This window comes from Rothia nasimurium (assembly GCF_928381415.1).
Classification (GTDB): Bacteria; Actinomycetota; Actinomycetes; order Actinomycetales; family Micrococcaceae; genus Rothia; species Rothia nasimurium_H.
The window spans coordinates 221,946-245,468 of record NZ_CAKMSF010000006.1 but is presented as its reverse complement, the minus strand read 5'-3'; the positions used below and the strand labels follow the sequence as shown (position 1 = coordinate 245,468).

Here is a 23,523-nt window from a genome sequence, read left to right as displayed (position 1 = left end):
CGATCTTTGTATGCTGGTATAACTCCGACCATCGAATCGAAGTAGGCTATAACCTTATTAGAAATTGTTACGCGGTTTGGAATCAAGTTTCTCCCAGCATTCAAATGCAACATCGCATGTGGTAGGGTAAAGGTATCAGACACCGCCCACCTCTGTTACATGGAACCTCAAAGTTCTGCATGTATCATGTGGCGGTTTTCATTTTAAGTAGGTGCTTATGGCTGAAAAAGGGTTCCTAGACCACCCAGATCTCATCAACAGACTTGAGCAGCTGGGGATGCAAATCGACGATAAGACTAAAGCTGAAGCAGAGCTCAGAAGACTCGGCTACCACCGCACGAGCGGCTACAGATATCCCTTTAGAAAACTTCGAGAGCCCCTCACCGATGATCTCATCAAACGTAGAGAGTTCCGCCATGATGAGTTTGAAGCTGGCTCAAGGTTCGAAGACTCTATAGCGTTAGCAGATTTCGACACCAAACTACGTGCCGTCATTTTGACAGGTATCTTTGATTTAGAGGTAAGACTAAGAACCGCTATCGCCCATGTCATCGCAAAGAAAAATCCAAAAGGGCATCTTGAGATTTCATGCTTAGATTCCACAAAATGTTATGAACTTACTTCTTCTCGAGATCAAACAACCAAGTTTGAGGCTTGGAAAGCTCAGTACGAGAGCGCCAAAAAATCCAAAAATAATGACGATTTCATAGCGCACCATACGCTTGTCTACAAGACAGAAATTCCTGTGTGGGCAGCACTAGAAATTGTGTCCTTTGGAACCCTAATTCACTTTTATCTTTTGATGAAGGTAGAAGACCAAAATGATGTGGCAAGAAATTTCGGGGTTCGACAAGGCACCAAGTTTGGCTCCTGGCTACTTGCAATCATGGACTTAAGAAACGACTGCGCTCATGGTGCTAGAGTTTTCAATAAGAGCATGAAAAGGAATGTGTCTGTTCATTCAAACTCTTACTTCAAAAAATATTTAAAGCATATAGATAAGGAACTCCCTGCCGACAAAATATACATGCCGTGTGTCTTACTCGCCCATATGCTTAGATGCCATGAATCTGGCACTAACTGGCACAATACGTTCAAAACGCAGGTTAAAAAGTTACCCCAAATATATCTGCAAGAATTATCTGAACCGCTTACTACTGCCGAACGTAACATGGGTTTTCCTGGCAACTGGCAAGAATTAGAAATCTGGAATAACTAATATTCCGCATGGGCCTCTACGAACTGCTGCGGGGTGAGAAGGTGGAGGAACTGAGCCACTAGATATTGTGGGACATCTTAGAGAGCAAGCTCTCCGCCACCTGCTCCACGCCCAGGCGGTACTGTGCGGAATCACGATCTGCACGACGCACATCCGTTAAATCAAGAACAGCCCTACTCTGTTCCTCTGGAATCTTAGAGTTAGCAATCCACAGAACCGGCACAATATTCTTGCCGTCTAACACAGACAAGTCACCTATTTGCTTTACCCAGCGAGGCGTCACCAAAGCCAAGCCAACAAGGGGCACCTGCTCGTCAGCGTCCGCCCCAAAGGTATCGGCGAGACCTGTCGAGTCATCATCAAAGATGAGCTCAACGCTCAAACCAGACAGACCCTCAACGGCATCAGCAACATCTTCAGCAAAGCCACGAATATTCCCTGCTAACGCAGAGCCCTCATCAGCCGCAGCGAAACTAGCAACGACACGCACATCAACATCGCCAGTTTTCTTAGAGGGCTCAAGCTCTGCCCGTGGCTCTATCGCAGTTGCGCGCGCTCTGTTCATCAACCCCTGCCACAAACTAGCGTCCCACAAGGCGGCCAAGGGAAGAGCCCAAATTTTCTCGCCTAAAGGCACAGGCCGAGCCACGTTACAAACGACGAAGCCCCGTGTAACCCTGTCACCATACAATTCTTGAAAGCTCTTCAACCCCTTCAAGAATTCAGGCTTTACACGCGCAGAAGCTTTCACTTCCACAGCAATGAGAGAACCTGCAGAATCACGCAAGACTACATCGACCTCAACGTCCTTGTTCTTAATCCGCTGACGCCAATGGAATATATCCACACTACGCTCAGCCCATCCAGCATGGGCACGTATCTGCTGCATCACCAGTGTCTCAATCAGACGCCCTCGTACATCTGCATCAACTAACTGTGCATCACTCGTACTGACCAAAGACCGAGCGGATAAAGCCACATCTGCGGGGAAAAACTTTGCTGAAGACCGCAAAGACCTCTTTGAAGCCCGATGCAGGTTGGGGACCTCATATATCAAGAAACGTTTTTCGAGAGCGTCGAGATAAGAATCAACTGTGCGGCGGTCCGTTGAGAGTTCTCTGCCCATTTCTGAAATATTTAGCTCTGAAGCAGGGTGCCTTAAAACATAAGCCAAAATCTCGTGTGCACGTACCTGATCAAACGACTCACCTGGCTTTACCCGCTGAGTTAGGATGCTTCTTATCCCCTCGTCAATAGCCAGGCCTAACGTTGAGGTCACTGAATTGCCAGCAAACCGACGATACTGGGGCATACCCCCTAAAACAATCGCGTCAGATTCAATATCCAGAGGTTGCGCTTGTTCCCCTGTAACCGGATGTGCATCAAATAGAGCATCGACCACAGACCACGGCTGCTGATGGGGAGAGCTGATTTCTGCCTCGCTTAAAGGCTCTAATGATACTCGTAAAGCCCTGCGTGCCAGAGGGTCAGTGCCGCCAAAGCCGCTTTGCCCGATGCTTGAAGAACCGGTAAGAACTAGACGAATTGAGTCCTGGTTCTCATCTAGAACCTGTTTCACAGCAACCGGTAGCTCAGGAACCAGCTGAGCTTCGTCGATTGCGCAGGGCCACTCTAGACCACGGAGCCAACCCACTGTATCAGCCTCAACCACTGCTCGCAGACCGGCATCAGCCATCGAATAAACTGCCTTCAGATGCCCCCCATTGGCCAGCTTGTTCACTAAGCTTGTCTTCCCCACTGCACGAGCGCCTTCGATAATCACGACAGGCGCAACAGCAAGCAGGTCAAGTATCTTGGGCTCAAGGAATCTGGGATAGAACGTCATAGGTCAAATTGTACATTCAATGCACAAAATTTTGTACATCGGATGTACAAGTTGGTAAAGTACTAGGTGAATTGACCAGTTCACCTCAGTAGTCATCTTCAAGGGATAGGAGGGTAGGAAATGACTATTAGCGCTGTAAATTCTGCGATGTATAGAGCAGCCAGAAAAGCTAAAAAGGCACTAAAGACCAATAGTAAAACCACAACTTGTCGCTCACGCACCGAGCATACGCGTGGCACAGATGGGCTAACAGACGCAAAACGGAGTCTCTATGCTCTGCAGGCAAAGTCTCTGCACAACAGCCTGCCCGTCAAAGACCTCGAAAAGGCATTTAGCCGTCTAGCTTCAGAGAAACACTAAACTCTGTAGGTTTCATCTTCGAAATTCCGCTGGGAGAGGTAAGGCAAGCCAGGCTCACAGCGAAGCTGCTGGCTCGATGAAGTGAGCGGGTGCGAACGCGCGAGCACACAAGAGCGAACGAAATCCGCCGTCAGGCGGGGCGTGAATCGCCCCGTAAGCCAGCTTGTTTCCCAAGGTTGTCTTCCCCACTGGACGAGCACTCTCTATAACCACGACAGGCACAACAGCAAGTAGGTCAAGTTTCTTAGTATCAAGGAGTCTGGGATAGAACGCTATAGATCAAGTTGTACATGTGCGCAAGATACCAGCTGAGCAATTTGTCGAGTTCATGCTCGAAATGAACTGCTAGATGGGCTCTGTACGGTTTACTCGTAGTGGGTCCACATTTTTAGCACATGGACAGTGTGTTCCTCTTCGAACACGTCATAAACAAGTCTATGCTGAACGTTGATTCGTCTGGAATACAAGCCCGCCATGTCTCCAACGAGTTTTTCGTAGCGTGGAGGGTTCTGCCAAGGGTTTTCAGCAATTACCTCTAGCAGCTTCTGAGCCTTAGGTTGCAAGCCAGAACGTTTGAGTTTGAGTGCATCCTTTTGCGCTTGCTTGGAATAAATCAGTTTCCAGCTCACCAAGGAAGCTCCGTGCTGCCTTCGCTCAGAGGCTCCTTGCGAGCCTGCTGGATACTTTCTCGGACTTCAGGGATAGAGCTGAGGTATAGAGTTTCTTGGATAGCCAGCCAATCATCTTCGCCAATTAACACAGCGTTACCTCGCTTTCCTGCAATGGTAACAGGGTGCGAGTCAGCATTGACCTGGTCAACCAACTGGTAGAGGTCACTGCGGGCGTTAGTTACTGAAATCGTAGTCATACCCCAACAATACGGAATTACGTACGCCTCAGCAAGAGGGGGCAAAATATTATCTGGATGAATGAAGTAACCTCGTGATATACCAATCGCCCGAGTCATGAGCAGGTCAAGGTCGACTTTGATGCCGCTGAACTCATTCAACTGGCATTGAGTACAATAACGAATATTTCAGCCGATACATGCTAGGAATGCGAGACCTTATACTGAACCCTGACTGGGTACTAAAGGCACTAGATGATGTGCCTTTCCAGAAACGCGAAGAGCAGGATTATTCCCATTCTGAGACTTACTTATTAGGCTAGAAGTGCTCTCGGGCTCGCAGCGAAGCTGCTGGCTCGGGGCTGGCGTGAATCGCCTTGTGAGCGAAGCGAACCAGGCGAGAGGGTCGGCAGCGAGCGCGAGCCCGAGGGCACGTCAAGCGTGAGCCTGGTGCGCTTTACTCGTCTTCTCCTACCGTACTTCGTACCCAGCCGCTCGGATTGCGTCCTTCACTTCCCCAATGCTGACTTCGCCGAAGTGGAAGATGGAAGCTGCGAGGACGGCGTCCGCTCCTGCTTCTATGGCGGGTGGGAAGTGCTCGGCTGCGCCCGCGCCGCCCGAAGCAATCAGGGGTACGGTGACAACAGAGCGCACTGCGCGGATCATGGGCAGGTCAAAGCCGGCCTTAGTGCCGTCGGCGTCAATGGAGTTCAGCAGGATCTCGCCTACGCCGCGCTCCTGGGCCTCAGCAACCCATTCGAGCAGGTCAAGCCCGGTGGAGGTGCGGCCGCCGTGGGTGGTCACCTCGTAGCCGGACGGGGTAGCGTCAGACTTCTTGGCGTCCGCAGAGAGCACCAGCACCTGGGAGCCAAACCGCTCGGTTATCTCGTTGATGACCTCAGGCCGGGCAATAGCCGCAGTGTTAATAGAGGCCTTATCGGCGCCGGTGCGCAGCAGACGGTCGACGTCCTCAGCGGTGCGCACTCCCCCGCCCACAGTTAGCGGAATAAAGACCTGCTCAGCGGTTGACGACACCACATCGAAGGTGGTCTGGCGGTCAGAAGAAGAGGCGGTGACGTCCAGGAAGGTCAGCTCATCGGCGCCCTCAGCGTTGTAGCGCTTGGCGAGTTCTACCGGGTCGCCAGCGTCGCGCAGACCCTCAAACTTTACGCCCTTGACCACGCGGCCGGCGTCCACATCAAGACACGGAATAACACGAATGGCAACACCCACGGGCGCGCCCCCTTTCCTTGAAAGCAAAACTAAAGCGGCGGCGTCCGCCCATATCAGGGGCAAGGACGCCGCCGGGTAAGGTTACAGGCGCGCGGCCTGAATGGCGGTGACTAGGATGCCGCGGCCGCCGATGTCGTAGAGGGAATCCATGACCTTATTCGCTGCCTTGCGCGGCACCATGGAGCGCACGGCAACCCAGCCCTCGCGCGAGAGCGGCGAGATGGTCGGGGCTTCAAGGCCGGGGGTCAGGGTGGTGGCAGCCTTGAGGTTAGCCTCTTCGATGTTGTAGTCAATCATCACGTACTGGCGGGCAATCAGCACACCCTGCAGGCGGCGCTGGAGGCGCTCAAGACCGGCGTGGTCCTCAACGCCGGGGCGCTTAATCAGCAGGGCCTCGGAGCGCATAATCGGGTCACCGAAAGGTTCCAGACCGGCTGCGCGCATGGTGTTGCCGGTTTCTACAACGTCGGCGATGGCGTCCGCAACGCCTAAACGAATCGAGGACTCAATAGCGCCATCCAGGCGCACCACCGACGCGTTGATGCCGGAGCGTTCCAGGTAGTCGGTCAGCAGGCGCTTGTAGCTGGTGGCGATGCGCTTACCTTCAAGTTCGGACGGGTCGGTGTAGGTACCGGCGGGCCCGGCCAGGCGGAAGGTGGAGCGGGCAAAATCGAGCTTGAGTGCTTCCTCAGCGTGGGTGCCGGAGTCGAGCAGCAGGTCGCGGCCGGTGATGCCGACGTCCAGGGTACCTTCGCCCACGTACACGGCGATGTCGCGGGGGCGCAGGTAGAAAAATTCAACCTCGTTGTCCTGGTCAACGAGCACCAGCTCGCGGGAGTCGCGGCGCTGAAGGTAGCCCGCTTCGGTCAGCATGGTGATGGCAGCCTGAGACAGCATGCCCTTGTTAGGAACTGCAACGCGCAGCATAAGTTTTTCCTTTGCAGTGGTGGTTTAGAGGTACTTGTAGATATCTTCGGGAGTCAGTCCCTTGGCGATCATCATGCACTGCAAATGGTAAATCAGCTGTGAAGCCTCTTCGGCGAACTCGGCATCAGACTGGAATTCAGCGGCCATCCAGACCTCGGCTGCTTCTTCAACAATTTTCTTGCCGATAAAGTGCACACCCTTGTCGAGTTCAGCGACGGTGCCGGAGCCCTCGGGGCGGGTTGCTGCCTTTTCGGTCAGTTCTGCGAATAGGGTTTCAAAGTTCTTCACGGTTTCTAGAGTACCGCTGTTTGATGCGGGGGCGTTACCGGACCGATCTAGATTTCATCTTTCGGTCACTTTTGAAAAGGGCTTGCTGAAGACCGGCAAGATGATGTCTTGGGCGTTGAATTCATCGACCATGACCTTATCGAACTTTTCACCGGGCTTAGTTTTGCTGAATTGAGCGCGCCGCGCACCCCATAGGAGCTCAGAGATTAGGTACTGACCTGCTGTTCCACCCACCGACAGGCAGTAGGTGGTCAGCAGGGCCTCCCCCAGGGTTTCAACGGCACCCTCAGTAGCGAAGATGGTGCCCAAGATGCCCTGGTAGATGAGCATTCCGGGGAAGAGAGGCAGGAAGGCGACCGTCATGATCGCGTTGGAGGTCAAATGCAGGGGCTTAGAGAGTAGGACGCAGGCCCCACCTACCAGCACCGCGGTCAGGGCGATAGCGCCGTAGGAGCTCAGGCCCATGTTTTCGGTCAGCAGCAGAAGACCGTAGGCTAGCGCACCCATTATGGTCAGTATGAGCAGCTGAATCTTCTTACCGCCGCAGGTCAGGGCAAAGCCCAAACTCACCAGGGCAGCCCCTAGCAGCGGATCAATAATCTGCGTGGTTTCAGCATCGAGAGTACGGATGAACCTAAACTCGTCATCGACAAACCAGCCCGCCACCTCGATACCGAGAGCCACCCCCGTGACCAAACCTGCCGTACACATGAGAGCATCCAGCAGGCGTCCTACCGCAGACAGGTACCAGCCCATGATGGAGTCCTGCACCGCGGCATAGGCAGCGACCCCCGCCAGGTAGGCGGCGAGGGACGAAACAACGGTGATGGCAACGTCCGCCCCAATCGGAGAAACCAGGTTGAAGATAGTGGCGACCATGACCGCAACAAACCCAGCCAAGGCGTAGCGGAAGATACCGGGGGCTCGAGCGATTTTGACCCAGCGGTAGACCGCTGCCACCAATACGGACGCCAGAAAGGCACCCACGGTTGTTACGGTCCCCGCGCCCAGGAGCTGGCTGAAGCCAATGCCCAGCAGGCCAGAACCCAGCAAGGAAAAGCCCCAGTGCACCGGGTGCAAGCTGGTGTCTTCTTCCTCTAAAAGATCGATGGCTTGCTCGGTACTGATGTCCCGGGTCAGCAGACCCTCAATGATTTTTTCGGTCTTTGAACGCCACTGGATAGCCAGGCTACCCGGGGTGATATCGAAGATTTCGGTGTAGGGTAGCTGGTTTTCACCGCGGGAGTCGCTGATAATCAGCTGACCCATGGTGACGCTGACGGTCACCCCGCTCAGGCCCGCAGCTGAGCTGACCGCGAGCAGGGTTTTGGTGGTGGTTGCAGAGCTGGCTCCGCTGCGGATCAGTGAATCCCCCAGCAGAGCCAGCAGTTTATAGGTAGGTGCTTCGTGTGTCATGATGATCTGCGCACCAGCTTACCCTGTGAGCAGGTTTTAGACCTGCTTGAGAGCTACCACGGTTTCCAGGGCCGCGGCCATTGCCTCGTAGCCCTTACCTTCGGTGGAGCCGGGCAGGCCAGCGCGGTCCAGGCCCTGCTCTTCGGTGTCGCAGGTCAGCACGCCGAAGCCAACAGGGGTTTTGGTCTCCACAGAAACCTTGGTCAAACCGCTTGTGGCGGCGTCGCAGACGTAATCGAAGTGCGGGGTGCCGCCGCGGATAACTACGCCCAGGGCGACGAGCGCATCGTACTTCTCGGCCAGGGTCGCGGCGGCTACCGGCAGTTCGAAGGTGCCGGGCACGCGCACGATGGTCGGTTCGATACCGGCATCCGCTGCGGCGCGACGGGCACCGTCGAGCAGGCCGTCCATAATCTGTGTATGCCAGGACGCCGCAATCACGGCGACCTTCAGACCTGCGGTGTCTGCGGGGTTGAGTTTGGGGGCGGGTGCTCCTGCTCCGCTCATGGTGTTCTCCTTAGGGTTGGGTTTGGGGTAGGTACCAGCTAATTCAGAAATAACCACAAACTAGATGGGTTTTTCTGACTCAGATGGTACCTAGTTGAGGATGTGGCGCATGCGGTCGCGTTTAGTGGCCAGGTAGCGCTCGTTCTCGGGTCTAGGGGCGATGATGTCGGGAACCAGCCCGGTCACTTCCACCCCCAGGTCGGTCAGGGCCTCGGCCTTGGCGGGGTTGTTGGTCAGCAGGCGCACGCGGGTCAGACCGGCTGCCTTCAAGATAGCGGACGCCTGGGTGTAGTCCCGTGCGTCTGCTGGGAAGCCCAGGTGTAGGTTGGCGTCGAGGGGGTCGTCCCCGGCGTCTTGTAGGGCGTAGGCTCTCAGCTTGTTGACTAGGCCGATGCCCCGCCCCTCGTGCCCGTGCAGGTAGAGCACAGAACCGCCCAGTTCCTGTACGGTGGCGAGGGCTTTTTCGAGTTGGGGTCCGCAGTCGCAGCGGTAGGATCCGAGCAGGTCACCCGTGGCGCATTCGGAATGGAGCCGAACCAGGTGGTCTTGCCCTTCATGCTCAGGTGTGAGGGGGCGTCCGTCCGCGCCGACGGCGGTGGCAAGCATGTGCTCGGTGCCGTCGGCAAACTCGTAGGCAGACACGGCGAAGGTGCCGTGCGGGGTGGGGACCAGCACCGGCTCGCTCCTGGCTACGAGGGTGTTCTTATCGCTCACCGTCGCGCTCCTGCAGGTAGGTGATTAGGTCAGCGATGGAAATCATGGGCATGTTGTGTTGGGTGGCGAAGGCGCGGAGGGCGTCGAAGCGCATCATGGTGCCGTCGTCGTTCACGATTTCAGAGATCACGCCGACCCCCGATAGGCCCGCGAGTAGGGAGAGCTCTACCGCTGCTTCGGTGTGGCCGGGGCGCTGGCGCACTCCCCCGTCGGCTGCCCGCAGGGGTAGGACGTGGCCGGGGCGGGTCAGGTCACCCGCAGAGGACGCCGGGTCGGCGAGAACCTGCACGGTGCGGGCCCGGTCGGAGGCTGAAATGCCGGTGGTGACGCCGTCGCGGGCGTCGCAGGTGACGGTGTAGGCGGTGCCCTTGGCGTCCTCGTTCACTGCGACCATGGGCGGCAGGTTCAGGGCATCTGCCCGGGCGGCGCTCATAGGGGCGCAGATAACGCCGGAGGTGTAGCGGATGGTGAAGCCCATGAGTTCAGCGGTGGCGTGTTCGGCTGCGAAGATGATGTCGCCTTCGTTTTCGCGGTCTTCGTCATCGACCACAACCACGGCCCCGCCACGGGCAATTTCGGCGACGGCGCGTTCGACGGAATCGAGGGCGGCGACCCGATGCTGGGTTCCACCGCCGGCGCTGCCCGGGGTAACGCCAAGACCAGCCACAGAACCCGAGACAGCCAGAATACGTTGGACGTACTTGGCCAGGGCATCGGTTTCGAGGTTGACGGTATCGCCCACGGTCAGCTCACCTAAGGTGGTGGCTTCGAGGGTGGCGGGAATGAGCCCCACCTCAAACCAGTGGGTGTCGGCCTGGGGGTGGGAGACGGCAGTGACGGTCAGTGACGCACCTGAAACAGTAATTGAGCCTTTTTCGGTCAGGTGGGCTGCCATATCTCGGGGTACGCGCACGCGCACGGTACGCCAGGATTCGTGGTCTTCTACCTTGACTACGGTGCCCAGGCCGTCCACATGGCCCTGCACGACGTGCCCGTCGAAGCGCCCACCAGCTGGCATGCAGCGTTCCAGGTTGACTCGGTCACCGGGAGCGAGCTGGCCCAGGTTGGTGCGGCGAAGGGTTTCGCCCATCATGTCGGCGGCGAAGTAGCCCTCGGCCAGTTCGCGGGTGCGGGTGGCGGTCAGACAGACGCCGTTGACGGCCAGGGAGCCGCCGTGCTCAAGATCGTCAATGAGCGAGCCCGCCTTAATCGTGACGACAGCTGACTCAGCCCGCCCCTCAGAATCGAGCACGGGTTCTATGGATTCTACGGTGCCGGTTGCGGCAATGATTCCGGTAAACATAAGGTCCTTAGGTGAGATGGTGAGGCCGATAGACGCAGCGCCGCGTGTTGGCGTGGGGCTGGCATGAATCATGTCGAGCGCCCCGGCGCGAGACATGAGAGGGTCACACGCGGCGTTGCGTCTATCGGGCGCACATAGTCGGGTTTCTATTCGTTTGCTGGCACGAGCCGGGTGCGGACGTCCGCGCCCAGGGTCTGCGCTGCCGGGTGCTTGGTGAGGTGGTCCAGCTGCCAGTGCGCTGCCTGGCTTAGGCTGTTGATGCCGAGGTCGCCGAGGGCTGGTTTTCCGGAACCGAGCAGTAGGGGTGCCCGGTACCAGTAGAGTTCGTCGATCAGGTTGGCGCGCATAAAGGCGGTGATGAGGGTTGGCCCGCCTTCCAGGAGCAGATGCCGGACGCCCCGGGCGTAGAGTTCGGTGAGAGCCTGTTGGGGGTTGCGGGTTGGCAGGTGGACGGCCTTGCCTTCACTGATAGCGTCGGCAAGGTGCCCGGCCGGAATCTGGCTGGTTCCCATCACAACGCGCAGGGGCTGCTTCTCGGCAAGCTGCCCCTCGGGCGTCCTTGCTGTGAGCTGGGGGTTATCGGCCAAGACGGTGCCGGTGCCGACCATGATGGCGTCCGCGCGGGTGCGCAGGGCGTGGCCGTCGGAGCGGGCGTCCTCACCGGTGATCCACTGGCTGCTGCCGTCGGCGGCTGCAATAAAGCCGTCAAGGGAGCTTGCAATTTTGGCGGTGACGAAAGGACGCCGCCCGGCAGCGGCAGTGAACCAGCGGGCGTTGAGGGCGTAGGCGTTATCTTCCAACAGCCCGCCACGAACAGCTATGCCCTGGGAGCGCAGGTAAGCTGCTCCCCCGGCGGCGTCGTCGGTGGTGTCGGCGTAGGCGTAGGTGACCTCAGCGATACCGGCCTCGGCTATAGCAACTGAGCAGGGTCCGGTGCGGCCTGTGTGGTTGCAGGGCTCTAGGGTGACGAACATGCGGGCCCCGCGAACGTCGATGCCGGCGGCCCGGGCTTGGGCGAGGGCGTCGGCTTCAGCGTGGGGTGTGCCGGCGCCGCGGTGCCAGCCGGTGGCAAGGAGCTGCCCAGTGGCGTCCGTAATCACGGCGCCTACCAGGGGGTTGGCCCCGCGCACGCCCTTGCGGGCGCTGTCGAGGGCAAGCTGCATGGCTTGAGTGTCGGTAAGCTGGGCATCAGTGCGCGGCGCTTCAGGCAGATGGGCCTTGGGCGACATGCCTAGCGCACTTCTACGGTGGGGTCGGGGAAGCCGGTTTCAACTTCGACCTTGGCGGCCTCGCGGTTGCGGGTGCGCCACCAGACGAAGAAACCGGTGAGGGTGAAGGCCCCGTAGAAGAGGTACATGAAAGCGCTGGCGTAGTAGCCTGCTGACCAGAGCAGGGGCACACCGACCACGTCCACGGCGACCCAGACCAGCCAGAATTCTACCCAGCCCTTAGCCATGCCGTAGGTGGCGAGCAGGGAGCCGGTGAAGATCCAGGCGTCTGACCAGACCGGCTCGTAGGAGCCCAAGGCGCGGAAGATCGGGGTCAAGGCGCCGGTGCCTACAGCCATGAAAGCGACCATGAAAGCCCGTTCGCGCCAGCTGGCCCACTGGGGTACGACCGCTGCCTGGCCTGCGGCGCCGGTCTTGCGGGTTTGGTTCCAGCGGTACCAGCCCCAGACGGAAACGGCGATAAACATGATCTGGCGGCCTGCCTGCCCCAGAAGGTTAGCGGTGCCATAGGTTGACCCGAAGAGGGTGCCTAAGAAGACGGTGAGCAGAAGCAGGTTGCCGAGAATGCCGACAGGCCAGGCCCAGACTTTGCGGCGCATACCGCCGAGGGCTGATAGTAGGCCAAAGATGTTGCCAAGGACTTCGCGCACCAAGAGGGACTGGTTTTCGCCAATCGCAATTTGAGCGTCGAAGAGCCACCGCAAGAAATCCATAAAAAACTCCCAAAGCGAGTGGCTCCGGGAGAACAAATCGAGGGTACCCGGTTTGTGCGGGGCCCTGGGTGGCGTCGGTGAGGACGCCGGTGGGCCGGGCAAGCGGGTACGGCAGGTACCGGTAGGGGTACCTTACGGTTTGCTCGTGCTACCTTCCATCCAGACTGTACTGTCTGCCAAGGAATTTCACCTTGCAGGTATCGGGCACTGATGTGTGCCGTCAATTAGCGGGCTGTCACCGCAGGTTCGGATTTTCACCGGGTCCCGGAGCACGATATTTTTCTTTTACACTTCAAGTTATAGCACGGCCGGGGGCTGTAACCGTCATATTATGACTTATTCCCGCTATCTGGTCGGGTGCGGGGTCTTTCCCGAAGCCCTTACTGATAAAGTCAGTTTGACCTTATTTCCTGCCCCCCTGAGCCACATGACTTCCCCGCACGAAAACCAGCCCCGGGCGTCCGCACCCGGCCAACTCACTACCGCCACGATTGCTGATGCCCTCAACCCCGAGGCCCTGAGCGCCGAGCAACTCACCACTGCCCTTGACCAGCTCCCGGTAACCCGCCGCCATGCCCGCCTGCTGGGGGTAACGGGTATCGGCTGGGCCCTGGACGCCATGGACATCGGCCTCATTTCCTTCGTCATGGCTGCCCTGATTGCCCACTGGGGTATTAGCTCGGGGCAGGCATCGCTGTTGGGCTCTATCGGGTTTTTGGGCATGGCGATTGGTGCCACCCTGGGCGGGCGTCTATCGGATAGGTTTGGGCGGCGCGCAATCTTTGCCGGCACGCTTCTGGTCTACGGGCTGGCTACCGGTTTTTCTGCCCTCGCTACGACCTTCACCGTTCTGCTGGTGCTGCGATTCATCGTGGGGTTGGGGCTTGGCGCTGAGCTGCCGGTAGCCTCCACCTACATTTCTGAATTCGCTCCGCGGGCTGTCCGCGGGCGCATGGTGGTTATTCTCGAAGCCTTCTGGGCAGTTGGCTGGATTCTCGCAGCCCTGATCGGCACCTTCATCGTCAGCCGCTCCGAGGACGGCTGGCGGTGGGCGCTCGCTATCGGTTGCGTGCCTGCCCTCTACGCCCTGGTGGTGCGCTGGGGCCTCCCCGAATCGGTTCGCTACCTCACCCGACGCGGGCAGCTCGACCGCGCCCGCTCAGTGGTTGCCAGTTTTGTAGCTTCCCCGCCCTTACGCACTCGGGGTGAGCGGACGGCGTCCGCCCCTGCCGCTGCCGGGCAGGCTTCGGCCGAGCTAGCTCAGGCGACCTCCATCTGGTCAGCGGCGCTGCGCCGCCGCACCCTTGCCTTCTGGGTCATCTGGTTCTGCATCAACCTTGCCTACTACGGGGCCTTTATCTGGATTCCTTCTCTGCTGGTACAGCAGGGCTTTAGCCTGGTCAGCTCGTTCACCTTTACTCTGATCATGACCCTGGCTCAATTACCCGGCTACGCGGTCAGTGCCTGGCTCATTGAGCGCTGGGGCAGGCGCTCTACCCTGGCTACTTTTTTGCTGGGTTCAGCGCTGGCCGCGGTAGCCTACGGCCTATCCAGCGAGGTCTGGGCGCTGGTGGCCAGCGGCTGCCTGCTCTCCTTCTTCAACCTGGGTGCCTGGGGTGCCCTCTACGCTATCGGCCCCGAGCTCTACCCGGGGCATCTGCGCGGTTCGGGCACCGGTGCTGCGGCCGGGTTCGGGCGGCTCGCATCGATTACCGCTCCCCTGCTGGTACCCGCCCTGCTACCGCTAGTGGGTGTAACCGGTCTCTTTGTGCTCTTCGCCCTTGCCTTCTGCACCGCAGCTGGCGCCACCTTTCTACTGCCTGAAACTCGGGGCAGGCAGCTGGTCTAAGGCACCTGCGCTGGCGGGAGTCGTTAGACTTGAGGGGAAACAAGCAAGATTTCGACCCTAAGGTGAGCTGTGTCTGACGCTAAACCCGCCAACATTCAAAAACGCGATACAACTTTCAAACAGGAGCACGGTGCTGTGGCGCACCTGGTCAAGCGCAAGCCTCAGCAGGCTGTTGCCCGGGCTGTTAAGGGTGCCCAGAAACTACTGGACGAGGGCCAGGGCAAGCAGGCCCTGAACGTGCTCACCCTAGCTAAGCCAGTGCTGGCAGCAGGCTCAGAGGACGCCACCGCCTACTACACCATGCTCGCCACCATTCACCGCTCTATGGGCAATGAGCAGGCAGCCGAGCGAGCAGAACAGAACCTGCCCGCTGCATAACGGCCTCTTAGCGACCACCGGTTAGCTGGTTCAGCAGCTCCTTCACGAAGGCCTCATTATCGGTATCCCCTGCCTGCGCATAGTGCTCTGCTGACCGCATAAGGTGAGCCTGGGCGGCGTCCGCGTCCCCGCCCTGAGCAGTAACTAGAGCCAGCAACTGGTAGGTTTCGCCCAAGAAGGCGTGGTCTTCCAGCTCACCGGCGAGGTCGAGGGCTTCGGTCAGCAGGGGACGGGCGGCGTCCGTATCCCCTAGCGCCAAGAGCCCCTGGGCCTGGGCGTTGCGCACGTGCATCAGCTGCACCGTGTGGTTGCCCGTCTTGTAAAGGTTATAAGCCTGGGCTAGGTAATCCTGGGCTTGCGCTTCGTCCTGAGCCTGCCGGGCCAGCCCTGCCAGCGCTACCAGGTTGTGGGCCTGCCCCTCAGTATTACTCAGGGCTTCATAGCCGCGCAGCCCCTGGGTGTACCAGGTTGCGGAGCGCTCAAAGTCGCCCAGTTCAGCGTGCAGGGAGCCTACCTCGGTAGCGAAATCGGGGAGCTGCTCCGCGTCGGGCTTAGCCTCCGCCAGCAGGGCATGTGCACGGGTTACCTGGGTAAGAGCAGGGGTGGGGTTGCCCAGATCGCGGTTGACCTCACTCAAAATTTTCAAGGAAAGAATCTGCCCAAAGACCTCGCCAGCGCTCTCAAAACCACCCACGGCAGTTTCAAGCGCGGGCAGGGCTTCGGTCAGCTGCCCGGCAGCGATGAGCTCCTGGGCGCGGGCAAGTTCGCGGTCGGCTTTTTCAAGAGGAGTTAGGTTCTGGGTCATGGCTTCCTAGTGGTGGTGGGCAGACGCGGCAGCCCGCCGCAGGCCCGCAATAGCGGCTTCGAGGTCGTCCGCCCCATAGACGGAGGAACCGGCAACAAAGCAGGTAGCCCCTGCCTCTGCCGCGCGCACAATGGTTTCTTCGGTAATGCCACCGTCCACCTGCAGAATGACATCAGCCCCGGAACCCTCAATAGCGGCAGCTGCCCGCTTGATCTTGGGCAGGGTGACGTCCAGGAAGGCCTGGCCGCCAAAGCCTGGTTCCACGGTCATGATCAGGAGCATGTCGAGCTCGCTGAGCATGTCCATGTAGGGTTCAACACCGGTAGCCGGGCGCAGGGCCATACCCGCTTTCGCGCCGCTTTCTCGCAGGGTACGGGCCAGCTTGATGGGAGCGATAGCGGCCTCAGCGTGGAAGGTCACCGACTCACACCCAGCTTCAGCGTAGGCAGGGGCCCAACGGTCGGCGTCCTCAATCATCAGGTGAACATCAAAAGGAATGGGCGAAACCTCTTTGAGGCGCTTGACCACGGGCAGCCCCCAGGTCAGATTGGGCACGAAGTGGCCATCCATCACATCGATGTGGGCGGCGTCAGCGGTCGAAATAGCGGCCAGCTCCTCCCCCAGCCGGGAGAAGTCAGCGCTCAAAATAGAGGGGTTAATCAGGCAGGTCATGGGCGTCCTTTCATCACTGGTCTACTACCCATCGTAGTGCCGCGCTCCCGGGCAAGCGAAAAGCAAGCCCCGTCACAGTCCAATGGGTGGTTTTCAAGGACGCCCCACGCCTAGAGAGGACTACACTTTAACGGTCTTTGACATATTTATTCAACGGTTAGGAAAATTATGAACTCGGTTCTGCTTGCGGTCCTGGTCATGCTCGTCCTCTCCGCAGCACGCGTACACGTCGTCCTCGCACTCTTCATTGGAGCTCTCGTGGGTGGCCTTCTCGGCGGGCTCGGACTGGACGGAACCATGGTCGCCTACCAGGAGGGCCTCTCTGGCGGCGCCATGCTGGCCCTCTCCTACGCCCTACTCGGCGCCTTCGCCATGGCGGTATCCAGCTCGGGCCTGCCCCAGCTCATCGCCAACGGCATCATTGCCAAGGTCGGTTCAGAAAGTTCAGAGACCAACCATCGCATCGAATTCACCGTCAAGTGGATGTTGCTGGCCGGTATTCTGGCCATGTCGATTATGTCGCAGAACCTCATCCCCGTTCATATCGCCTTCATTCCGCTGATTATCCCGCCCCTGCTGGCTGTCTTTAACCGCCTAAAGCTAGATCGCAGACTCATTGCCTGTGTGCTCACCTTCGGTTTGGTCACCACTTACATGTATGTGCCTGTCGGCTTTGGCGCGATCTTCCTGAACGATATTCTGCTGGGCAACATTGAACTGGCTGGCATGGACACCAGCGGAATCAACGTCATGACCGCCATGGCTATCCCCGCTCTGGGTATGGTCATTGGTCTGCTCTTTGCCATCTTCGTTAGCTACCGTAAGCCCCGCGCCTACCAGACTGTCGATCTAGCTCCCACTGAGACAGCCACCACCGAGATCAAGAAGTTCAAGGTCATCGTTGCCATTGTTGCTATTATCGCCACCTTCCTGGTTCAGGTAGTCATGCAGGCTTTGGGCACCGAAGCTAACTCGCTGCTGGTCGGCGCCCTGGTCGGTCTGACCATCTTCATGGTCACCGGCGCGGTCAAGTGGAAGGAGGCCGACGACGTCTTCACCGCCGGTATGCGCATGATGGCTCTGATTGGCTTCATCATGATTTCAGCCCAGGGTTTCGCTGCCGTCATGGACGCCACCGGCGATGTTGACCCCCTGGTCACTACCGTGGCTGACCTTTTCGCTGGCAACAAGGCGGCTGCCGCCATAGCGATGCTGGTGGTGGGTCTGATTGTCACCATGGGTATTGGCTCGTCCTTCTCCACCCTGCCCATCATCACCACCATCTATGTGCCCCTCTGCCTGGCTCTGGGTTTCTCGCCCCTGGCTACCGTGGCTATTATCGGTACTGCCGGTGCCCTGGGCGACGCGGGCTCCCCCGCCTCCGACTCCACTCTGGGCCCCACCGCCGGTTTAAACGTGGACGGCCAGCACGACCACATCCGTGATTCGGTGATTCCCACCTTCATCCACTACAACATCCCCCTGATGATTGCAGGTTGGGTAGCGGCGATGGTTCTCTAGTCGCCCTGTGCCCTAGGGGGACCTCAAAACTTAAAAAGGACCGCGTATTTTGCGGTCCTTTTTAGGTTTTGCGGTCCCCTTGTTTTCAGTGAAAGCTCAGGAGCCTAGTTCTTGCGGAAGAGGGCGAAGAACATAGCATCGGTGCCGTGGATGTGCGGCCAGAGCTGGGCGGTCGTTGCCCCCTCAGCTAGGGTCGCTCCCTTGGGGGCCTCCGGGGTGAAAGCCGGGTCCAGCTCCCCGGCAAGGACGGACGCCCCCGTCTCGTCCCTGCGGGCAACGGCCCGGAGGGCGGCGCCGGAGTCCAGCAGGGTTACATCGACCTTGCGCAGAATATCGTGAACAATACTCTGGGTTTCAGCCGTGTGGGGCGAGCAGGTCACGTAGGCAATCAGGCCGCCGGGGCGGGTCACCGAGGCAGCTGCCTTAAACAGGTCGAGTTGCAGGGGCAGCAGTTCAGCGATATCGCGGGGGCTCTTGCGCCAGCGGGCTTCGGGGCGGCGGCGCAGGGCGCCCAGACCGGAGCAGGGCACATCGACCATCACTCGGTCAAAGCGCACATCGCTGGGCATTCCCTCGGGCAGGTTGGTACCCGCAGCGACGGTGCGCTCAATCTGGCGGCCGTCACCGGCCACTACCGAGTAGGAGGCGGACGGCAGCGGGGCCAGGGAGCGGCGCACCAGCTCGGCCCGGTGCTCGGCAGCTTCGTTGGCCAGCAGGCGGGCCCCGCGCTGGGCGCCCAGGGCACCGAGCAGGGCAGCCTTACCGCCGGGGCCGGCGCAGAGGTCAAGCCAGTTACTGTCGCTGCCCTCAAGGGGGGCGTCAGCCAGGGCGCGGGCAACCAGCTGGGAGCCGGCGTCCTGGGCTCGCACAACCCCCTCCCGCACCGATTCAAGGCGGGCAAGGTCGCCTGCCGAGTAGAGGGCGGAGCCCTCGACCAGGGGGCCGTCCTCGGCACCGGCGGCGCGGGCTTCGTCCAGGGTTCCCAGGCCCGGCAGAGCGACCAGGTTGACCACGGGTGAGGCGTTGTCGGCATCCAGCAGGGCCTCAACTTCGCCAGGGTTACGGCCGTGGGCAGCCAGAGCCTGACGGAAGGAGCGCACCACCCAGGCCGGGTGAGACTTCTCAAGGGCCAAGCGGGTGAGCTCGTCGGGGGCTTCCTCGGCGATAAGGGCGTACCAGTCTTCGGGGGTTCGCTCAGAAACCCTGCGCAGTACCGCGTTCACAAAGTTAGCCGGGCCGGTGCCGATCTCGGCGCGGGCCAGGGCAACCGTCTGGTTAAGGGCGGCGTGGTCGGGCACGCGCATAGCCACCAGCTGGTGGACGCCCAGGCGCAGCACCAGCAGAATCTTGGTACCGATTTTCTCCACCGGGCGGTCAACGCAGCGGGCCAAAATCGCATCGTAGGTGCCCTGGTTGCGCAGGGTGCCGTAGGTCAGCTCGGTGGCAAAGCCAGCATCGCGGGCATCAAGCCGGGCGGAGCGAATCGCCTTGGGCAGCACCAGGTTCGCATAGGAGTCGTCCAGAGCAACAGCGCTCAGCACCTCAAAGGCCACGGCGCGGGCCCTATCTGCTGTGCGGGCGCGCTGGGAGGGGGCGGACGCCGAAAACGCCCGGTCCTTGACCGCCTTGCGGTTGCGCTCGTGCCCCTTAGCATTACGGCGGGTCTCTCCCCCGCCGCCGCGCTTGGCCTGGGGCTCGCCGCCTGGGTTGCGGTTACCGCGCGATCCACGGGGGTTCGGGGTGCCCCCGGCCTGCCCCTGCTGGGGGCGGTCATCGCGCTTGCGAGCCCCGCTGCGTCCCTGGCCAGCCCGGTTAGCACCGGATCGGTTAGCCCCCGCCCGGCCCTTGCCGCCGTTCGAGCGTCCGCCTGCGTTCATGCTCATACCAGCACCACTTTCCCTTCTGCCAGGGCCGAGCCCTGACCGCGCGCCCAGTCGGCGGCGTTCATCATTTTCTTGCCTGCAGGTTGCACCTGGGTCAGTTCTAGAGCACCGTCGGCGCAGGTGACGGCCACCTTTTTACCGGCCCAGAAGAGGGTTCCGGGCTCCCCCACAGGCTGCGCCTGGCTGGCCTTGGCCATGCCGAGTTTGAAGCGGGCTCCGTCCAGTTCTGCCCAGGCCCCGGGTTCGGGGGTCACACCGCGCAGCTGGGCAATAACGTCAGCGCAGGAACGGGCAAAATCAACCCTGCCATCGGCAATAGTGAGCTTGGCTGCGTGGGTGGCCTCCCCGGCCTGCGGGGTGCCGGTAGCCCCGGCGGCAATATCGTCAAAGGTAGCAGCCAGCAGGGCGCCGCCGGTCGAAGCCAGGCGGTTGAGCATGTCCCCGGCGGTATCGAGTTCCCCCACCGTGGCCGATTCGGAGCGGAATACGTCGCCGGTATCAAGCCCTGCGTCAATACGGAAGGTGTTGGAGAAAATCTCGGTCTCCCCCGCCATCAGGGCCCGCTGCACAGGAGCTGCCCCGCGCCAGGCAGGTAGCTGCGAGAAGTGCAGGTTCATCCAGCCCTGGGGCAGCAGGTCGAGGGCGCTCTGCGGCAGCAGGACGCCGAAAGCCACCACCGCCGCGATATCGGCACCCAGCTGCGCAACGGCGTCCGCAACCTCATCGGACCAACGGTTAGCCTTGATGATAGGCAGGCCCAGCTCCTGGGCGCGGGCTGCCACCGGGGACGGGGTCAACACCCGTTTGCGCCCCACGGGGGCGTCCTCGCGGGTGAGCACTCCCACCACCTCGTAGCCAGCCTCAAGCAGGCCGTTCAAGGGCGCGACGGCGACCTCCGGGGTACCGGCGTAGAGAACCTTCATGCTTACCTTTCCACTCAAACTTTCGAACCAGCAGGTTTAGATACCAAAAGCGCCGGGCTTTTTAGCAGCACCGAAGGAACCACCCAGGGCACCAAAGCCCGATGAAGTTTTCGCGGCGCGTTCACCCTGCACAGCGGCGGCTACCTGGTTGTAGTCGGCCTGGCGAATCTTGCGCCAGATATTTTTCTTGTCTTCGCCCTCAACCCGGTCGATGAACATGGTGCCGTAGAGGTGGTCGGTTTCGTGCTGAAGCATGCGGGCAAACAGGCCCTCACCCTCGTAGACCACCGGCTCGCCCTTACAGTTCACGCCGGTCACGCGCGCCCAGTTCTTGCGCGGGGTGGCAGCCGACAGGCCCGGTACTGACAGGCAGCCCTCGCCACCCTCCTGCGGTTCGTCGCCTACCTCAAGCACGGGGTTGATGATGTGCCCCTCACGGCCGTCAATATTGCCGAAGGTAAAGATGCGCTTAGAGATACCCACCTGGGGCCCAGCTAAACCTACGCCCTCTACGTCGTACATGGTTTCGAGCATGTCGGCCACCAGTTTTTCAAGGTCGGCGTCGAACACGGTGATGTCGTCGCACTCGGTGCGCAGAACGGGGTCGCCTACAGTGCGAATGGGCAGAATAGTCATGCTTCTCTTTCTCGTCGGTGAGGTTAGGACGCCGCTGCGTCGGGTAAATCTGTACCGGTAGCAGGCGGGGGCGGCACCACCGGCATGAGGGAATCTTCGGGGGTTTCTGAGAGATCGCGGTTGAGGTCCCAGACCCGTTTGAGGGCGCAGAACTTGTACCAGTTGCGCTCTAACACCTGGGGGTTGGCCTGCTGGGGTACCACCTGGGTCTCACCCAGGGCTACACCCATCAAAATGCTTGCGCCCCCGTGCTTCCAGGGTTCCCAGGTGCCGTGCTCGGCGTCAATGAGGGCTTCTTCAGCCTTGACCCCGGCGACCAGCTGCATCACGACCTTATCGTCGAGCGGCTTCACCCGCCCCTTCCGGTCGGTTCCCTTGGTCTTGTAATCAATGATGCAGGTGTGCCCGGCTATCTCGGCCACCAGGTCGAGGGTGCCCGCGTAGCCAACCGTCTCGTTCCAGATAGTAACTTCGGTAGCCAGGGGCTTGGGCCGGTAGAGTTCCCACCACTCATCAAAGCGGTCGGCGTAGGCCTGCTCGCCGTAGGCAATGAGGTTCTCCCGGTAACCCTCAACTTCGTGGGGCAGCCCCATGGCGCGCAGGGCAACCTGCTCTGCATAGTTGTGCACGCGGTCCCCCCGCGCCGCCGCTGCGTCGCGGTAGCGCTCCGAGGCGGCTGCGGCGTCCCGAATCACCGCGAATTTAAGCCCGGCCGAGCTAGAAGCCCGGTAGGAACGCTGGTCTTCCAGGGCGGCCTTGGCGGCCATATAGCCGTGCCAGCCCGCGAGGTCGTTAGCCTGCTGCCCAATCACCGTGGTAATCGAGGGAACCAGTAGCTCCCCGCCGACCGTGCGCGCGTACATGCGACCGTGGTCGGTTGCTGACGCTAGCATGGGTGTGGTCACGCGGCCGTCCTGACGTCGGGAGAAAAATCGAAAAGCGCCCAGCCTTCACAGCGTATCTGGCGCTCTATCGATTATACGCACCTCTCTTCCCGGGCACGAGAGGGCGGGCGGGTTAGACCGCTTACCCTAGCTCCACTGGCGGGCACCGGCCTCAGCCGCCCCCATAGACTCAACAATCTGCTGAACGCGGGCGTTGGACTGCTGGGCATAGTCTTCATCAACACAGTCGGAGGCAGGACGGCTGGGTGAGGTAATGCAGTAACGGTAGGCAGGGTTATCGACCATCGTGCTAGAAACCCAGCGGAAATCGCGTACCTGCCAGGTGCCGTCCTCCCCTCGCTCAAAAATAGGGTTGACCATAATTCCCTCGTTGTTGGCAACGTAGGAGGGTGAGAGCTCGGTGAGGTTGTTCCCCATGCCGTAGACAATCCAGGTTCCCTTGTAGTGTTCAATGGGCTGCACGGCGTGGGCGTGCTGGCCCACGATCAGGTCGAACTCCCCTGAATCAACGAGAGCGTGTGCCACCTCGACCTGCTGGGCGGAGGGCTCGTACACGTACTCATCGCCAGCGTGCATGTTGGCGATGACCAGGTCAGCGCCCTCTTCGCGGGCACGGGCAGCCTTAGCAATCATGGCTGCTGAGTCGAGCATATCGACCTGCCAGGGGTGTTCAGGAACGTAACCGTTGAGACCGTAGGTTCCGGTGATAATCGCTACCCGGGCACCGTTGGCGGTGGTGAAAATATCGGGCTGGGCTGCCTCTTCTTCGGTAAGAGAAGTGCCAGTAACTCCCATTCCCGCCGCTTCAACCGCGCGGTAGGTTCGCTCCAGCCCCTCGGTGCCCTGGTCGTAGGAGTGGTTAGATGCCGTCATACAGACATCCCACCCGGTTTGAGCGGCCGCCGTCAGAATCTGGGGCGGCACGTTGAAGTTGGGGTAGCCAGAAAAGGGGCCATCCGCATCGGCGACCACTGTTTCCATCTGGCAGACCGCCAGGTCAGCACGGTCTAGGTAGGGGCGCTGTTCGCTGATGAGGGGTGTGAAGTCCAGGCCCGAGCTACCGGCTGCCGCCGCGTCAGCCTCTGCCTGATCCCAGAGCATATTGTGCATCAGAAAATCACCGGTAAAGAGCAGGGAGACGCAATCCGCCTCGCCGCAGGCCCCACCGGCAGCTGAAGCGGTCAAGGTACCAGGCTCACTGGTCGGCCCCGCCTCTGCGCGTGTCACCTGCCCCTGCCCGTCCTGCTGGACGGCGGCGTCCGCCCCGCTACTTTCCGTGGTCTGCGGGCTACAACCTGCCAGGGTCAGGGTGCTCAGGCAGAGGAAGGTGAAGAGGCGACGGTGCACGG

General features: G+C 60.2%; 23 protein-coding genes and 1 riboswitch. Of the genes, 4 read left to right on the top strand and 19 right to left on the bottom strand.

Translation table 11 applies throughout. The features are described 5' to 3' along the window. Window positions 1–217: 217 nt before the first annotated feature. On the top strand, window positions 218–1,219 hold the full coding sequence (locus L7A20_RS08750; protein ID WP_237195694.1) for an Abi family protein: 1,002 nt from the start codon (window positions 218–220) through the stop codon (window positions 1,217–1,219). A 58-nt stretch (window positions 1,220–1,277) separates the two neighbouring features. On the opposite strand, the gene L7A20_RS08745 is transcribed toward L7A20_RS08750, so the two are convergent. The 12 genes from L7A20_RS08745 to pnuC all read right to left on the bottom strand — a co-directional run bounded on the left by L7A20_RS08745 (window position 1,278) and on the right by pnuC (window position 12,602). Continuing rightward, entirely contained in the window at window positions 1,278–3,065 is a 1,788-nt protein-coding gene (locus L7A20_RS08745; RefSeq protein WP_272879219.1) for an ATP-binding protein, read from the bottom strand. A gap of 725 nt (window positions 3,066–3,790) precedes the next feature. Next, the gene (locus tag L7A20_RS08740) at window positions 3,791–4,054 is read right to left on the bottom strand and encodes a Txe/YoeB family addiction module toxin (RefSeq protein WP_237185320.1); all 264 of its coding nucleotides are present in this window, start codon (window positions 4,052–4,054) and stop codon (window positions 3,791–3,793) included. Further along, the gene (locus tag L7A20_RS08735) at window positions 4,051–4,293 is read right to left on the bottom strand and encodes a type II toxin-antitoxin system Phd/YefM family antitoxin (RefSeq protein ID WP_237185321.1); all 243 of its coding nucleotides are present in this window, start codon (window positions 4,291–4,293) and stop codon (window positions 4,051–4,053) included. The genes L7A20_RS08740 and L7A20_RS08735 overlap by 4 nt, the downstream gene beginning before the upstream one ends. 450 nt (window positions 4,294–4,743) lie before the next feature. Further along, window positions 4,744–5,505 carry an imidazole glycerol phosphate synthase subunit HisF gene (gene hisF, locus L7A20_RS08730; protein WP_185173038.1) on the bottom strand — a complete coding sequence of 254 codons (762 nt, stop codon included), beginning with the start codon at window positions 5,503–5,505 and terminating at the stop codon, window positions 4,744–4,746. A gap of 81 nt (window positions 5,506–5,586) precedes the next feature. Further along, on the bottom strand, window positions 5,587–6,432 hold the full coding sequence (hisG, locus tag L7A20_RS08725) for an ATP phosphoribosyltransferase (RefSeq protein WP_185173039.1): 846 nt from the start codon (window positions 6,430–6,432) through the stop codon (window positions 5,587–5,589). A 24-nt stretch (window positions 6,433–6,456) separates the two neighbouring features. Next, window positions 6,457–6,720 carry a phosphoribosyl-ATP diphosphatase gene (locus tag L7A20_RS08720; protein ID WP_237195689.1) on the bottom strand — a complete coding sequence of 88 codons (264 nt, stop codon included), beginning with the start codon at window positions 6,718–6,720 and terminating at the stop codon, window positions 6,457–6,459. A 54-nt stretch (window positions 6,721–6,774) separates the two neighbouring features. Then, a complete protein-coding gene (locus tag L7A20_RS08715; protein ID WP_237223101.1) occupies window positions 6,775–8,136 on the bottom strand; it encodes a threonine/serine ThrE exporter family protein in 1,362 nt (453 codons plus the stop codon). 36 nt (window positions 8,137–8,172) lie between these two features. Next, on the bottom strand, window positions 8,173–8,643 hold the full coding sequence (ribH, locus tag L7A20_RS08710) for a 6,7-dimethyl-8-ribityllumazine synthase (protein WP_237223100.1): 471 nt from the start codon (window positions 8,641–8,643) through the stop codon (window positions 8,173–8,175). 90 nt (window positions 8,644–8,733) lie between these two features. After that, window positions 8,734–9,357, bottom strand: a complete 624-nt coding sequence (locus tag L7A20_RS08705; RefSeq protein ID WP_237223099.1) for a GTP cyclohydrolase II — start codon at window positions 9,355–9,357, stop codon at window positions 8,734–8,736. Then, the gene (ribB, locus tag L7A20_RS08700) at window positions 9,347–10,660 is read right to left on the bottom strand and encodes a 3,4-dihydroxy-2-butanone-4-phosphate synthase (protein ID WP_237223118.1); all 1,314 of its coding nucleotides are present in this window, start codon (window positions 10,658–10,660) and stop codon (window positions 9,347–9,349) included. Before ribB ends, L7A20_RS08705 begins: the two co-directional genes overlap by 11 nt. A gap of 146 nt (window positions 10,661–10,806) precedes the next feature. Further along, complete coding sequence (gene ribD / locus L7A20_RS08695; protein WP_237223098.1) at window positions 10,807–11,889, bottom strand: bifunctional diaminohydroxyphosphoribosylaminopyrimidine deaminase/5-amino-6-(5-phosphoribosylamino)uracil reductase RibD; 1,083 nt, start codon at window positions 11,887–11,889, stop codon at window positions 10,807–10,809. A 2-nt stretch (window positions 11,890–11,891) separates the two neighbouring features. Next, window positions 11,892–12,602 (bottom strand): nicotinamide riboside transporter PnuC, encoded by a 711-nt coding sequence (pnuC, locus tag L7A20_RS08690; RefSeq protein WP_237223097.1) that lies wholly within the window; start codon window positions 12,600–12,602, stop codon window positions 11,892–11,894. Window positions 12,603–12,744: 142 nt separating this feature from the next. Next, window positions 12,745–12,878, bottom strand: a riboswitch (FMN riboswitch). Window positions 12,879–13,029: 151 nt separating this feature from the next. Here pnuC and L7A20_RS08685 point away from each other — a divergent pair. Next, window positions 13,030–14,451 (top strand): MFS transporter, encoded by a 1,422-nt coding sequence (locus L7A20_RS08685; RefSeq protein WP_423817435.1) that lies wholly within the window; start codon window positions 13,030–13,032, stop codon window positions 14,449–14,451. 69 nt (window positions 14,452–14,520) lie between these two features. Beyond that, the gene (locus L7A20_RS08680) at window positions 14,521–14,829 is read left to right on the top strand and encodes a hypothetical protein (protein ID WP_237223096.1); all 309 of its coding nucleotides are present in this window, start codon (window positions 14,521–14,523) and stop codon (window positions 14,827–14,829) included. Window positions 14,830–14,836: 7 nt separating this feature from the next. Here the strand turns inward: L7A20_RS08680 and L7A20_RS08675 are convergent, their stop codons facing one another. Both L7A20_RS08675 and rpe read right to left on the bottom strand, forming a co-directional pair. Beyond that, window positions 14,837–15,634 carry a tetratricopeptide repeat protein gene (locus L7A20_RS08675; protein ID WP_237223095.1) on the bottom strand — a complete coding sequence of 266 codons (798 nt, stop codon included), beginning with the start codon at window positions 15,632–15,634 and terminating at the stop codon, window positions 14,837–14,839. Between the two features lie 6 nt (window positions 15,635–15,640). Then, complete coding sequence (gene rpe / locus L7A20_RS08670) at window positions 15,641–16,306, bottom strand: ribulose-phosphate 3-epimerase (RefSeq protein WP_237223094.1); 666 nt, start codon at window positions 16,304–16,306, stop codon at window positions 15,641–15,643. A gap of 168 nt (window positions 16,307–16,474) precedes the next feature. On the opposite strand from rpe, the gene L7A20_RS08665 reads away from it, so the two are divergent. Further along, entirely contained in the window at window positions 16,475–17,827 is a 1,353-nt protein-coding gene (locus L7A20_RS08665; protein WP_237223093.1) for a Na+/H+ antiporter family protein, read from the top strand. A 104-nt stretch (window positions 17,828–17,931) separates the two neighbouring features. On the opposite strand, the gene L7A20_RS08660 is transcribed toward L7A20_RS08665, so the two are convergent. The 5 genes from L7A20_RS08660 to L7A20_RS08640 form a co-directional block, all read right to left on the bottom strand. Beyond that, on the bottom strand, window positions 17,932–19,710 hold the full coding sequence (locus L7A20_RS08660) for an RsmB/NOP family class I SAM-dependent RNA methyltransferase (RefSeq protein ID WP_237223092.1): 1,779 nt from the start codon (window positions 19,708–19,710) through the stop codon (window positions 17,932–17,934). Next, window positions 19,707–20,633, bottom strand: a complete 927-nt coding sequence (gene fmt / locus L7A20_RS08655; RefSeq protein WP_237223091.1) for a methionyl-tRNA formyltransferase — start codon at window positions 20,631–20,633, stop codon at window positions 19,707–19,709. Before fmt ends, L7A20_RS08660 begins: the two co-directional genes overlap by 4 nt. Window positions 20,634–20,669: 36 nt before the next feature. Next, window positions 20,670–21,269, bottom strand: a complete 600-nt coding sequence (def, locus tag L7A20_RS08650; RefSeq protein ID WP_237185335.1) for a peptide deformylase — start codon at window positions 21,267–21,269, stop codon at window positions 20,670–20,672. Window positions 21,270–21,292: 23 nt separating this feature from the next. Beyond that, window positions 21,293–22,174, bottom strand: a complete 882-nt coding sequence (locus tag L7A20_RS08645; RefSeq protein ID WP_237223090.1) for a cytochrome — start codon at window positions 22,172–22,174, stop codon at window positions 21,293–21,295. A gap of 126 nt (window positions 22,175–22,300) precedes the next feature. Then, a complete protein-coding gene (locus L7A20_RS08640) occupies window positions 22,301–23,521 on the bottom strand; it encodes a CapA family protein (protein WP_237223089.1) in 1,221 nt (406 codons plus the stop codon). Between the last annotated feature and the right edge of the window lie 2 nt (window positions 23,522–23,523).

Excerpts from the sequence above, each read along its gene's own strand:
- L7A20_RS08750 (WP_237195694.1), top strand. The coding sequence starts at position 218 with ATGGCTGAAAAAGGGTTCCTAGACCACCCAGATCTCATCAACAGACTT.
- L7A20_RS08745 (WP_272879219.1), bottom strand. The coding sequence starts at position 3,065 with ATGACGTTCTATCCCAGATTCCTTGAGCCCAAGATACTTGACCTGCTT.
- L7A20_RS08735 (WP_237185321.1), bottom strand. The coding sequence starts at position 4,293 with ATGACTACGATTTCAGTAACTAACGCCCGCAGTGACCTCTACCAGTTG.
- hisG (WP_185173039.1), bottom strand. The coding sequence starts at position 6,432 with ATGCTGCGCGTTGCAGTTCCTAACAAGGGCATGCTGTCTCAGGCTGCC.
- L7A20_RS08715 (WP_237223101.1), bottom strand. The coding sequence starts at position 8,136 with ATGACACACGAAGCACCTACCTATAAACTGCTGGCTCTGCTGGGGGAT.
- ribH (WP_237223100.1), bottom strand. The coding sequence starts at position 8,643 with ATGAGCGGAGCAGGAGCACCCGCCCCCAAACTCAACCCCGCAGACACC.
- ribB (WP_237223118.1), bottom strand. The coding sequence starts at position 10,660 with ATGTTTACCGGAATCATTGCCGCAACCGGCACCGTAGAATCCATAGAA.
- ribD (WP_237223098.1), bottom strand. The coding sequence starts at position 11,889 with ATGTCGCCCAAGGCCCATCTGCCTGAAGCGCCGCGCACTGATGCCCAG.
- pnuC (WP_237223097.1), bottom strand. The coding sequence starts at position 12,602 with ATGGATTTCTTGCGGTGGCTCTTCGACGCTCAAATTGCGATTGGCGAA.
- L7A20_RS08685 (WP_423817435.1), top strand. The coding sequence starts at position 13,030 with ATGACTTCCCCGCACGAAAACCAGCCCCGGGCGTCCGCACCCGGCCAA.
- L7A20_RS08675 (WP_237223095.1), bottom strand. The coding sequence starts at position 15,634 with ATGACCCAGAACCTAACTCCTCTTGAAAAAGCCGACCGCGAACTTGCC.
- rpe (WP_237223094.1), bottom strand. The coding sequence starts at position 16,306 with ATGACCTGCCTGATTAACCCCTCTATTTTGAGCGCTGACTTCTCCCGG.
- L7A20_RS08665 (WP_237223093.1), top strand. The coding sequence starts at position 16,475 with ATGAACTCGGTTCTGCTTGCGGTCCTGGTCATGCTCGTCCTCTCCGCA.
- L7A20_RS08660 (WP_237223092.1), bottom strand. The coding sequence starts at position 19,710 with ATGAGCATGAACGCAGGCGGACGCTCGAACGGCGGCAAGGGCCGGGCG.
- fmt (WP_237223091.1), bottom strand. The coding sequence starts at position 20,633 with ATGAAGGTTCTCTACGCCGGTACCCCGGAGGTCGCCGTCGCGCCCTTG.
- def (WP_237185335.1), bottom strand. The coding sequence starts at position 21,269 with ATGACTATTCTGCCCATTCGCACTGTAGGCGACCCCGTTCTGCGCACC.